Genomic DNA, 11,710 nt, shown 5'->3' with positions numbered 1-11,710 from the left:
GCTCGCCGCGCGCTGTGAGGGAAACGTTCGTCGCAGGTAACGGTTCTTCGCCGGGCGGTGAAACACCGCGCTCCTAACGTGGCCGCCACCGAGAGATGTTCCGCCGAGCAGGAGACGATATGACCGAGGAATCGCCCCGCACTCCCGCACCGGGCCGGCCGGCGCCCGTCAAGAGCCCGAAACATGACGCTGACTCCCCCGCAACATCCCCGGCGTACCGTGACGCCATGAGCTCCACCGCCCCACCCGCCACGCATGTCGTGGTCGTGGGCGCGGGAATGGTCGCCCACCGCTTCGCCGAGAGCCTGCTCAGCCGTGCGGGCGATGACTGGCGGCTGACGGTGATCGGCGAAGAGCCTCGCCACCCGTACGACCGGGTCGGTCTGACAGGGTACTTCGCCGGATCGACGCCGGACGACCTCACGCTCGACCGCAGCGTGCTCGAGGACCCCCGCGTGCGCTTCGTGAGCGGCGACGCCGTCGCGCGCATCGACCGCTCCGCACGGCGCGTCACCACCCGCAGCGGACTGAGCGTCGCCTACGACCGCCTCGTGCTCGCCACGGGCTCGTACGCGGCCCGGCTGGCGGTGGACGGCTTCGGGCTGGACGGATGCTTCGTCTATCGAACCCTCGACGACGTGGAGCGGCTCCGGGCTTTCGTCGAGGAGCGCTCCCGCGAGCTCGGCCGGCCCCTCACGGGCACGGTCGTCGGCGGCGGGCTCCTGGGCCTCGAGGCCGCGGGCGCCCTGCAGGGACTGGATGTCACGTGCACCGTCGTGCAATCGTCCGACCGCCTGATGTCGGCCCAGCTCGACCTTCCGGCCGGCGACGCCCTGCGCCGGCTCATCGAATCGCGCGGGATCGCGGTGAAGACCGGCACGGTCACCACCCGGCTCGATCCGGACCGCAGCGGCCGGGTGACCGGGCTCGAGTTCCGGGACGGCGGATACGAGCGCACCGACGTGGTGGTCTTCACGGTGGGCGTCCGTCCGCGCGACGAACTCGCCCGCGGCGCCGACCTCGCCGTCCACGAGCGCGGTGGCGTGCTCATCGACGAGCGCTGCGAGACCTCCGATCCCCGCATCCTCGCGATCGGCGAGGTCGCGAACTTCGACGGTCTCTGCGTGGGCCTCGTCGCCCCGGGATACGCGATGGCGGAGGTCGCCGCAACGCGGCTCCTCGGAGGAGAGGCATCCTTTCCCGGCTACGACCTGTCGACCAAGCTCAAGCTGTCGGGTGTCGATGTCGCCAGCTTCGGGGACGCCTTCGCCGAGACGCCGGGCGCCCTCGATGTCGTCTACGCCGACCCCGTGGCGGGCGTCTACAAGAAGCTCGTGCTGTCGGACGACGCGAAGACCCTTCTGGGCGGCATCCTCGTGGGCGACGCGTCGGCGTACGGATCGCTGCGCCCACTGGTGGGAGGCGCGCTGGGCGGGGACCCGGCTGCCTACCTGATGCCGGAGGGCGGCGTGGCCCCGCCGACGGGGGATCTTCCCGACGAGGCACTCGTGTGCTCCTGCAACAGCGTCACGGCGGGCACGATCCGTCACGCGGTGCACGAGGAGGGCTGCACCGATGTCGCCGCCGTCACGTCGTGCACGAAGGCCGGCGCTGCGTGCGGCTCCTGCGTGATGATGGTGAAGAAGATCGTCGGCACGGAGCTCGCCAGGTCGGGCGCCTCGCTCAGCAACGCGCTGTGCGAGCACTTCGACATGTCGCGCCGTCAGCTCTTCGACGCCGTGCGCGTGTCGGGGCTCACGACGTTCAGCGCGGTGATCGAGCGCTTCGGCACCGGCCGCGGCTGCGACATCTGCAAGCCCGCGCTCGCCAGCATCCTCTCGACCCTCGTCGGCGGTCACGTGCTTGCAGGCGAGAACGCGACTCTGCAGGACACCAACGACCACGTCATGGCCAACCTGCAGAAGGACGGCAGCTACTCCGTCGTGCCGCGGATCCCCGGCGGAGAGATCACCCCCGAGGGGCTCGTGACCATCGGCGAGGTGGCCCGGGATTTCGGGCTCTACACCAAGATCACCGGCGGGCAGCGCATCGACATGTTCGGAGCGCGGCTCGAGCAGCTGCCCGACATCTGGCGGCGCCTGGTCGATGCCGGCTTCGAGTCGGGACACGCCTACGGCAAGTCCCTGCGCACCGTGAAGTCGTGCGTCGGATCCACGTGGTGCCGGTACGGCGTGCAGGACTCGGTCGGCATGGCGGTGCGGCTCGAGCTGCGGTATCGCGGCCTGCGCTCGCCGCACAAGCTGAAGCTCGGCGTCTCGGGCTGTGCGCGCGAGTGCGCCGAGGCCAGAGGCAAGGACGTGGGCGTGATCGCGACCGAAGCGGGCTGGAACATGTACGTCGGCGGCAACGGCGGGTTCACGCCGCGGCACGCCGTGCTGCTGGCCGAAGGCCTCAGCGACGCCGAACTCCTGACGGCGATCGACCGCTTCCTGATGTACTACATCTTCACGGCGGACCGCCTGCAGCGAACGGCTCCCTGGTTCGAAGACCTCGAGGGCGGGATCGAGGGCCTCCGCGCGGTGATCTTCGACGACACCCTCGGCATCGGCGCCGACCTCGACGCCGCGATGGCCTCGCACATCGGCTCGTACGAGGACGAGTGGAAAGCCACGCTGGAAGACCCCGAGAAGCTGCGCCGTTTCGCCTCGTTCGTGAACGCCCCGACGACGCCCGATCCGTCGCTGGCCTACACCGCCGAGCGGGGACAGGCACGGCCCGCCACCGACACCGAGCGCGAGAGCGGCGGCGTCCTCATCGCCGGAACGATCCTGGAGGTGCGCCGATGACACTCGTCGATCCGCAGACCGCGGCAACCGACGCACCCGAAGGCTGGGTCCGCGTCTGCGCACTCGAAGACCTGGAGGTGGAACGCGGACGCGCCGCCCTCCTCGGGGGCACGCAGATCGCGCTCTTCCTGCTGCGCGGCGACGACGGCAGGCCCGGGCGCGTGCACGCGGTGTCGAACTTCGACCCGTACAGCCGGGCGAACGTGATCTCCCGCGGCATCGTCGGAACCCGGCAGGATGCCCCGACGGTCGCCTCGCCGATGTACAAGCAGGTCTTCGATCTGCGCACCGGCATCTGCCTCGACACGCAGGGCAAGCAGCCCGCGGCCCTCGGCGTGTGGCCGGTCGCCGTGCGTGACGGCGAGGTGCTCGTGCGCTGGGAGTCGGAATCATGACCGGGCGCGTCGACCTCGTGGGCGGCGGCCCAGGACCGATCGACCTGATGACGGTGCGGGCGTGGCGCCTGCTCGCGCAAGCCGACGTCGTGGTGATGGACCGGCTCGGCCCCACCGATGTCCGTCCTCACCTGCAGCCGGGAGCCGAGGTCATCGACGTCGGCAAGCTCCCCGGGCACCATCCCGTTCCGCAAGACGAGATCAACGCGATCCTCGTCGACCGTGCGCGCGCCGGCAAGCGCGTGGTGAGGCTCAAGGGGGGCGACCCCTTCGTCTTCGGCAGGGGCGGCGAGGAGGTCGTCGCGTGCGTGGCGGCCGGCATCCCCGTCGCCGTCGTTCCGGGCATCACCAGCGCCGTCGCCGTGCCCGCGGCCGCGGGGATCCCGGTGACCCATCGCGGCGTCGCGTCGGCGGTGCACATCGTGAACGGGCAGTCCGAGATCACACCCGCGACCCTGGCGGCGCTCGCGGAGGAGAGCGTCACGACGGTGATCCTCATGGGCGTTGGCGCGCTTCCCCGTCTCGTCGCCGATGCTCTCCGCGCCGGGGTGCCCCCGGAGCGGCCCGTCGCAATCGTCGAGCGCGGTCACCACGCCGACCAGCGCACGACCCGCAGCACGCTCGCGGCGATCGTCATAGATGCGGGGCGCATCGGCGTGCGCAACCCCGCGGTCATCGTCGTGGGCGATGTCGCCCGCGCCGGCATGCTCGTTCCCGACCTGCTCTCGGCACGCTCCGGGATCGACAGCCGGACACCGTGAACACCGCGCCTCGCCCCGCCCTCTCCGCCGCCCTCGACGGGTGCACCGTCGTGATCGCCGTCGACCGGCGCTCGCTCGAGCTCGCCGCCGCGCTGGAGCGTCACGGGGCTGCCGTGCGCCACGCACCCGCGCTGACGATCGTGCCGCACATCGACGACGAGGCCCTCATCGCACGCACGCGCGAGCTGATCGAGAGTCCGCCGGACATCGTGGTCGCGACGACGGGCGTCGGATTCCGCGGCTGGATGGAGGCGGCCGACGAGGCGGGTCTCCTGGATGATCTCCAGAGCGCCATCGCGGGGGCCCAGATCGTGGCGCGAGGACCCAAGGCGCGTGGCGCGATCCAGCAGGCCGGCTTCACCGCCGACTGGGTCGCCGAGTCCGAGACATCCGCCGAACTCGGCGACTACCTGCTCGCGGAGGGCGTGCGCGGCCGCCGCGTCGCCGTGCAGCACCACGGCTCAGGGGCGGACGGACTGGACGAGCTCTTCCACGCCGCCGGCGCCGACGTGGTGAGCCTCACCGTCTACCGCTGGGGACCGCCGCCGGACGCCGTGGCCGTCTGCCGCTCGGTCACCGCGACCGCGATGGGCGACGTGGACGCGGTGCTCTTCACGTCGGCACCCGGCGCGGCGGAATGGCTGGCCGCCGCCGCGCGGGAGGGAGTGCTCGACGACATCGTCGGGCTGGCCGAAGCAGGACGAGTCCTCCTCGCCGCCGTCGGGCCGATCACGGCCGGTCCTCTGGTCGCCGCGGGCATCGCTCCACAGATCGCCGAGCGAGGTCGCCTGGGATCGCTCGTCCGCGCCGTCGTCACCCACTTCGGCGGCGGCCACGCGGCGTCGCTGCCGACGACCGCCGGGCGCCTCGAACTTCGGAGCACGGGAGCCGTGCTGGACGGCGTGCACGTGCCGCTGTCCCGGACCGGGACAGACATCCTCGCCGCCCTCTTCGCCGCGCGCGGAGGAGTCGTCTCACGCCAGCGCCTGCAGGGCGCCCTCCCCCGCTCCGGCGAGAACACCCACGCGGTGGAGATGGCGGTCGCCCGCGTGCGAGAGGCCATCGGCGTGCCCGATCTCATCAAGACCGTGGTCAAGCGGGGCTACCGGCTCAACGTGCTCGATCCTGCCGAGGCATCCGCCTGATCGCTCAGGTGAGCAGATCGGGTCGGTGCGCCCGGGTCCGCTCGAGGCTCTGCTCGCGCCGCCACGCCGCGATCGCGCCGTGATTGCCACTGAGCAGGATCGGCGGCACCTCGTGGCCGCGCCACACGGCGGGCTTGGTGTAGCTCGGGTACTCGAGCAGGCCGTCCTCATGCGACTCCTCGACCAGGCTCTCGGGGTTGCCGACCACGCCGGGGACCAGCCGCGACACCGCCTCCACGACCGCCATTGCGGCGACCTCCCCGCCGTTGAGCACATAGTCGCCCAGGCTCACGAGCCGCACGCGTCCGCGCTCGGCGTAATGGTCGACGACGCGCTGGTCGATCCCCTCGTATCGTCCGCAGGCGAACACGAGATGCCTCTCCTGCGCGAGCTCCCTCGCGAACGCCTGAGTGAACAGCTCCCCCGCCGGCGACGGAACGAGCAGCACGGCGTCGTCGGTGAGGATCGCGTCGAGAGCCTCGCCCCACGGCTCGGGTTTCATGACCATGCCGGCTCCCCCGCCGTACGGGGTGTCATCGACGGTGCGGTGGCGGTCGTGCGCCCAGTCGCGCAGATCGTGCACGTGCATGTCGAGGATGCCCCGGTCGCGGGCCTTGCCGATGAGCGAGACGTCGAGCACGTCGAAGAACGCCGGGAAGATCGTGACGATGTCGACGCGCATGGGTTCGAGTCTAGGCATCCGCCCATGTTTCCGACGTGTGACGGGGGCCTCACCGGCCTCGGGAGGCCCGGTGACCGAACCTTGACCGAGAAGTAACCGCCGGGGTCGCAGGGCGGAAACACCCCCTTCATACGGTGAAGGCACACTTCACCTGAGGAGGCGTCATGACCACGACCGTCACTCCGTCCACGACGGATGTCGCAGCTCCGCCCGAGGCCGCATCCGCGGTCGAACTCACCCATCGCTCCGGCCGCTGGATCGACGGCTGGAATCCCGAGAACACGGCGTTCTGGCAGAGCCAGGGCCGCTCCATCGCCCGGCGCAACCTCGGCTGGTCGATCTTCGCCGAGTTCCTCGGCTTCATCATCTGGCAGCTGTGGAGCATCGTCGTCGTGATGCTGCCCGCGGCCGGCTTCGAGCTCTCCAGCTCGCAGCTGTTCTGGCTCATCTCGCTGCCGAGCCTGGTCGGCGCAACGCTCCGCTTCCCCTACACCTTCATGGTCGCGATCTTCGGCGGCCGCAACTGGACGATCGTCTCAGCTGCGCTGCTGCTGATCCCGGCCGTGCTGCTGGGGATCGTCGTGTCGAACCCCGAGACGCCGTTCGGCGTCCTGCTGCTCGTCGCCGCACTCGGCGGCGTCGGCGGGGGCAACTTCGCCAGCTCGATGGCCAACATCACCTACTTCTTCCCGCAGAAGGAGAAGGGCTGGGCGCTCGGCCTCAACGCCGCCGGCGGCAACCTCGGCACCTCGGTTGCGCAGTTCGCCGTGCCGATCGCGGTGACGATCGGGGCAGGCGCGACCCTCAACATCGCACTGGCGGGCTGGATGTGGATCCCGCTGATCCTCGTCGCCATCTGGGGTGCGTGGCGCTACATGGACAACCTCTCCTCGGCCAAGGCCGACTTCGCCGGATCGGCGGCGGCGCTCCGCGAGCCGCATCTGTGGCTGATGGCGCTGCTCTACATCGGCACGTTCGGCTCGTTCATCGGCTTCGCGAGCGTCTTCCCCAAGCTCATCGCCGATCAGTTCCCGAGCTTCTCGACCTTCCAGGTGGGTCAGGCGGCCGTGTCACTGGCGTTCCTCGGCGCGCTGGTCGGATCGCTGGCGCGGCCGTACGGCGGCCGGCTCGCCGACCGCTTCGGCGGCGCGCGCGTCACGGTCGGCGCCTTCTCGATCATGGCTCTGGGGGCGCTGTCCCTCATCTGGACACTTCCGCTGCAGAACTTCTGGGTCTTCCTCGCCTGCTTCCTCGTCCTGTTCGCCGCCACGGGGATGGGAAACGGCTCGACATACCGGATGATCCCGAGCATCTTCGCCGCGCGAGGGCTGGCGACGGGAGCCCTCCCGGGCACGCCCGGCGGCATCAGGATCCAGCGGAAGGCTGCCGCCGCGCTCGGGCTCATCTCGGCCATCGGCGCCTACGGCGGATTCCTCGTGCCGCAGGTGCTCAACGCCTCGCAGCTCGCCACCGGCGGCTACACCGCGGCCTTCTACGGCTTCGTCGCCGCCTATGTGGGGCTCATGGTGCTCACCGTTCTCGTGTACGTCATCCCCCGGAAGTCGCTCGCGCTCCAGCGCATCTGACGCCGGAAGCAGAGGCGGCCGCATCCGATCGGGTGCGGCCGCCTTGGTGCGTCGCGCGCGATGCTGCGCAGACGCCAGGAAACTCACCCCTCCCCGACCCTCGCGGAAGAAGATCCCGGCCAGTGCGTCTCCTGGTTCTTCGACGCCAGAGCTCGGTCAATAGACGTCGCGCACGTACCGCCTGTCGGCGACGAGGTCCTTCTTCCACTCCTCGGCCGCCTCGACGGAGAGGCCGCCGTGACGCTGGGCGATGAGGACGAGGGTGTCGTCGACGTCCTTCGCCATCCGACTCGCGTCGCCGCACACGTAGAAGTGCGCGCCCGCCTCGAGCCACCGCCACAGCTCGACCCCGTGCTCGACCATCCGGTCCTGAACGTAGATCTTCTGGCGCTGGTCCCGGGAGAACGCGAGGTCGAGCCGGGTGAGGAACCCGTCCTCCTGCATCGCGGTCAGCTCGTCGCGGTAGTAGAAGTCCGTCGCCTCATGCTGCTCGCCGAAGAAGAGCCAGTTGCGTCCGCGGTGGCCGTCCGCACGGCGATCGTGGAGGAAGCTGCGGAAGGGCGCGATGCCCGTGCCGGGTCCGACCATGATCATGCGCGCGTCCGGATCCGCGGGCGGGCGGAAGTGCGAGGACTTCTGCAGGTAGATCGGGACCGGCGCCTCACCGGCGGTGTCCGCCAGGAACGCCGAGGCGACGCCGCCGCGCCGCTTTCCCGTCTCGGTCGCGAAGCGGACGACCGACACCGTCAGCTGCACTTCGTGCGGGCTCGTCTTCGGGCTGGACGAGATGGAGTACTGGCGCGGCTGCAGGCGCTTGAGCGCCGCGACCCACTCGGCAGCGTCCGCGCGCACGGGGAACTCGGCGAGGAGGTCCACCGCCTGCATGCTCCACAGGTACTGCTCGAGGCGCGCCTTGTTCTCTCGGCGGAGCAGTGTCGCGAGGGTCGAGTCGGAGTTGCGCTCGGCGACGAACGCGAGAAGGTCCGAGGTGATGCGCGTGATGTCGAGCTGGCTGGTCAGCGCGTCGACGAGGAACCGCTCCTCGCCGTCCACCTCGACGACGGCGTGCGAGGCGAGTCCGGTCACCTCGAGCCACTCCTCCACGACGCCGGGCGCGTTCGCGGCGACGACGCCGAGCGAATCACCGGCCTCGTATGCGGCTGCGGTGCGGGAGAGATCGAAGCCGAGCTGTCGCACCTCCTTCGCCGATCCGGCGCTGCTGAGCAGCCGGTTCGTGACGAGCGATGCGCGCACCGGGTTGGCGCGTGTGAAGAGGCGGCGGGTGGCGGGCGCTGCGGCTGCAGAAGGGACGGATGCCTCCCCCTCCGCCCAGGCCGCGATGACGTTCCCGAGCCAGGCGGCGGCGGGATCGGCGTAGTCCGGCTCGCAGTCCACGCGCGGGACGATCGCGGTCGCTCCGAGCGCGCTCAGGCGCTCGTCGATCCGGCGGCCGTGGCCGCAGAAGTCGTCGTAGCTGGGGTCGCCGATGGCGAAGACCGCGTAGTGAAGTCCGTCCAGCGAGGGCGCGTCATCGCCGCGAAGCTGATCCCACAGGTCGGCCGCATTGTCGGGAGGACCGCCGTCGCCGAAGGTCGAGGTCACGACGAGGAGCCGTCGGACTTCTGCCAGCTCCGCCGCCGTCATGTCCACCATGCTGACGGTGCGGACCGGGAGCCCTCGAGCCGTGAGCGTCGCCGCGCACGTCGCCGCCACCTCCTCGGCGTTGCCCGTCTGCGAACCCCACAGCACCGTGATGCCGTCGGGCCGGGCATCCGGGACCGCCGAACCGCGCGGTGCGCGGGAGTAAAGCCCGGCGAGCACGCCGTCCAGCCATGCGCGCGCAACGGCGCCGAGCGGCGCGGAGTCCGGCAGCTGCGGCACCAGTCCCTCGGCCGGCGGCGCGGCTTCGAGCGCGGTGAAGAACCCGCCGACGTACGCGCTCTCGGCTTCGGTGAGCCGCGGCGCGCCCGCCAGGCCGGCGACTGCGGCGACGTCGGGGTGGTCCGCCGCCGCGTCCGGGGCGCGCTCGGGCGCGGGGTCCACGCGACGCAGCGCCACGGCGGCGTACTTGAACTCCGGCTGCAGCGAAGCCGGGTCGACCGCGTCGCTGGTCACCGCGTTGACTGTCAGGTACTCGCCCTGCTCGTCGTTCCAGTGGAACGGCGCGAAGCAGCATCCCGGGCGGACGCGGTCGGTCACGACGGCGGGAAGCACGACACGGCCGCGTCGCGACGACACCTCGACCAGGTCGCCCGCGACTATCCCCTCGCGCTCGGCGTCGGCGGGATGCAGTTCGACGAACGGATCCGGGTTGAGCTTCACGAGCTTGGCGACCTTGCCGGTCTTGGTCATCGTGTGCCACTGGTGCTGCAGACGACCGGTGTTGAGGACCCACGGGAAGTCGTCGTCCGGCAGCTCGCTCGGCCCCAGGTGCGGTCGCGGAAGGAACTGCGCACGCCGCGATGGTGTCGCGAACGCGAGGCGCGGGGTTGCGCCGTCGGCATCTCGATGAAGTGCCTGGCTGACCCCGTCGTTGAGATAGCGGATCGGATGCCGGTCCTCGCCGTCCCCCGGGGGCGCCGGCCATTGCACCGGGCCGCGGCGCAGGCGGTCGTAGTCGACACCTCGGATGTCCCACCCGGTCTTCGGATTCCAGAAGCGGCGGATCTCGTCGAAGACCTCCTCCGCGCTCCCGAAGTCGAATCCCTCGTCGAACCCCATCGCACGGGCCACGGCGCAGATCGTGACCCAGTCCGGCTGCACCTCCCCTGGCGGCTGCAATGCTCGCGGAACCAGGGTCATCGTTCGGTCGCTGTTGACCATCACGCCCTCACCCTCGACCCACAGCGTCGCGGGCAGAAGGATGTCCGCGTACGCGTTGGTCGCCGTCTCGGTGAAGACGTCCTGCACGATGACGAGCTCGGCCGCCTCGAGGCCCTCGATGACCGTGCGCCGATTCGCGACAGAGGCGACCGGGTTCGTGCAGATGATCCAGGCCGCCTTGATGTCGCCCGCCGCCATCGAACGGTACATCTCGACCGTGCCCGGGCCCGCCTCCGCGCGGATCGTGCCGGCGGGAAGACCCCACACCTCTTCTGCGAAGGCGCGATCGTGGGGGTCGAACACAGCGCGCTGCCCGGGAAGCCCTGGGCCCATGTAGCCCATCTCGCGACCGCCCATCGCGTTCGGCTGCCCGGTCAGCGAGAACGGACCGCTGCCCGGGCGGCAGATGGCGCCGGTCGCGAGATGGAGATTGCAGATCGCGTTGGTGTGCCACGTGCCCTGGGTGGACTGGTTCAATCCCATCGTCCAGAGCGTCATCCACTCGCCGGCCTCGGCGATCCACCGCGCCGCTGTGCGGATGTCGGCCTCATCCAGCCCCGTGATCTCGGCGACGCGCGCAGGGGGATAGTCCTCGAGGAGCGCAGGCATCGCCTCCCATCCCTCGGTGTGGGCGGCGATGAACTCGTCGTCGATCGCTCCTTCCGCCACGAGGAGGTGCAGCAGCCCGTTGAGGAGCGCCAGGTCCGTGCCCGGCCGGATCGGCAGATACAGGTCGGCTCGGTCGGCGGTCGCGGTGCGCCGCGGGTCCACGACGATGAGCCGCGCCCCCTGCTTGAGGCGATCCGCCATCCGCAGGAACAGGATGGGATGGCAGTCCTCCATGTTCGAGCCGATGACGAGGAAGAGGTCGGCGCTGTCGAGGTCCTCGTACGAGCCGGGCGGGCCGTCCGCCCCCAGCGACTGCTTGTACCCGGTGCCGGCCGACGCCATGCACAGGCGCGAGTTCGACTCGATGTGAAGTCCCCGCAGGTAGCCCTTCACGAGCTTGTTCGAAAGGTACTGGGCCTCGATCGACATCTGCCCCGACACGTAGACGGCGACCGCGTCAGGGCCGTGCTCGTCGACGATCGCGCGCAGCCTCGAACCCGCGTCGGCGATCGCGGCGTCGACGGACACCGGCACCGCCTCCTCCCCGCGCGACGGACGCACGAGAGCCGTGGTCATCCGACCCGGCGCGTGCATCAGGTCGACATGCGTGGCGCCCTTCGTGCAGAGCCGCCCGGCATTGGCCGGGTGCAGACGATCGCCCACGGCCTTGACGATTCGCGCCCCTTCCGCGGACGACTGCGCCGACACGGCGATGCCGCACCCGACACCGCAGTACGAGCACACCGTGCGCAGCTCGGTCGCGGGCACGCCGGCGCCCGCGGCCAGCGAGTCGGCGACCAGGGTCATGGTCCGATGATCGCGGACGCATGTTCCACCGCGGGTGCGCGCGTGTTACCGGCGCATCACGCCGATCTCACCCTGCGCCGATGGCGGGCGTGAGG

The 11,710-nt window shown here is 70.8% G+C and carries 7 protein-coding genes; 5 read left to right on the top strand and 2 right to left on the bottom strand.

Annotation, left to right across the window (positions count from 1 at the left end; translation table 11 throughout):
* Positions 1-227: 227 nt before the first annotated feature.
* The 4 genes from nirB to HF323_RS09345 are packed head-to-tail and all read left to right on the top strand — an operon-like array spanning position 228 to position 5,108.
* A complete protein-coding gene (gene nirB, locus HF323_RS09360) occupies positions 228-2,807 on the top strand; it encodes a nitrite reductase large subunit NirB (RefSeq protein WP_169582327.1) in 2,580 nt (859 codons plus the stop codon).
* The gene (nirD, locus tag HF323_RS09355; RefSeq protein ID WP_169582326.1) at positions 2,804-3,202 is read left to right on the top strand and encodes a nitrite reductase small subunit NirD; all 399 of its coding nucleotides are present in this window, start codon (positions 2,804-2,806) and stop codon (positions 3,200-3,202) included. Before nirB ends, nirD begins: the two co-directional genes overlap by 4 nt.
* Positions 3,199-3,963 (top strand): uroporphyrinogen-III C-methyltransferase, encoded by a 765-nt coding sequence (gene cobA, locus HF323_RS09350; RefSeq protein ID WP_169582325.1) that lies wholly within the window; start codon positions 3,199-3,201, stop codon positions 3,961-3,963. Before nirD ends, cobA begins: the two co-directional genes overlap by 4 nt.
* Positions 3,960-5,108 (top strand): uroporphyrinogen-III synthase, encoded by a 1,149-nt coding sequence (locus HF323_RS09345; RefSeq protein WP_169582324.1) that lies wholly within the window; start codon positions 3,960-3,962, stop codon positions 5,106-5,108. Before cobA ends, HF323_RS09345 begins: the two co-directional genes overlap by 4 nt.
* 4 nt (positions 5,109-5,112) lie before the next feature.
* Here the strand turns inward: HF323_RS09345 and trmD are convergent, their stop codons facing one another.
* On the bottom strand, positions 5,113-5,790 hold the full coding sequence (gene trmD / locus HF323_RS09340) for a tRNA (guanosine(37)-N1)-methyltransferase TrmD (RefSeq protein ID WP_169582323.1): 678 nt from the start codon (positions 5,788-5,790) through the stop codon (positions 5,113-5,115).
* Between the two features lie 164 nt (positions 5,791-5,954).
* Between trmD and HF323_RS09335 the strand changes: the two genes are divergently transcribed.
* Positions 5,955-7,376, top strand: a complete 1,422-nt coding sequence (locus HF323_RS09335; RefSeq protein ID WP_169582322.1) for an MFS transporter — start codon at positions 5,955-5,957, stop codon at positions 7,374-7,376.
* Positions 7,377-7,532: 156 nt separating this feature from the next.
* Here the strand turns inward: HF323_RS09335 and HF323_RS09330 are convergent, their stop codons facing one another.
* Entirely contained in the window at positions 7,533-11,615 is a 4,083-nt protein-coding gene (locus tag HF323_RS09330; protein WP_169582321.1) for a bifunctional nitrate reductase/sulfite reductase flavoprotein subunit alpha, read from the bottom strand.
* Positions 11,616-11,710: the final 95 nt, after the last annotated feature.

The sequence above is a fragment of the Microbacterium sp. MF43 genome (assembly GCF_012847295.1).
In the GTDB taxonomy this organism is placed as follows: Bacteria; Actinomycetota; Actinomycetes; order Actinomycetales; family Microbacteriaceae; genus Microbacterium.
The sequence above is the reverse complement of the archived record's forward strand: the minus strand, read 5'-3'. Positions and strand labels throughout refer to the sequence as shown.

Bases quoted from the DNA above. Each gene is read 5' to 3' on its own strand.
- nirB (WP_169582327.1), top strand. From the start codon at position 228: ATGAGCTCCACCGCCCCACCCGCCACGCATGTCGTGGTCGTGGGCGCG.
- nirD (WP_169582326.1), top strand. From the start codon at position 2,804: ATGACACTCGTCGATCCGCAGACCGCGGCAACCGACGCACCCGAAGGC.
- cobA (WP_169582325.1), top strand. From the start codon at position 3,199: ATGACCGGGCGCGTCGACCTCGTGGGCGGCGGCCCAGGACCGATCGAC.
- trmD (WP_169582323.1), bottom strand. From the start codon at position 5,790: ATGCGCGTCGACATCGTCACGATCTTCCCGGCGTTCTTCGACGTGCTC.
- HF323_RS09335 (WP_169582322.1), top strand. From the start codon at position 5,955: ATGACCACGACCGTCACTCCGTCCACGACGGATGTCGCAGCTCCGCCC.
- HF323_RS09330 (WP_169582321.1), bottom strand. From the start codon at position 11,615: ATGACCCTGGTCGCCGACTCGCTGGCCGCGGGCGCCGGCGTGCCCGCG.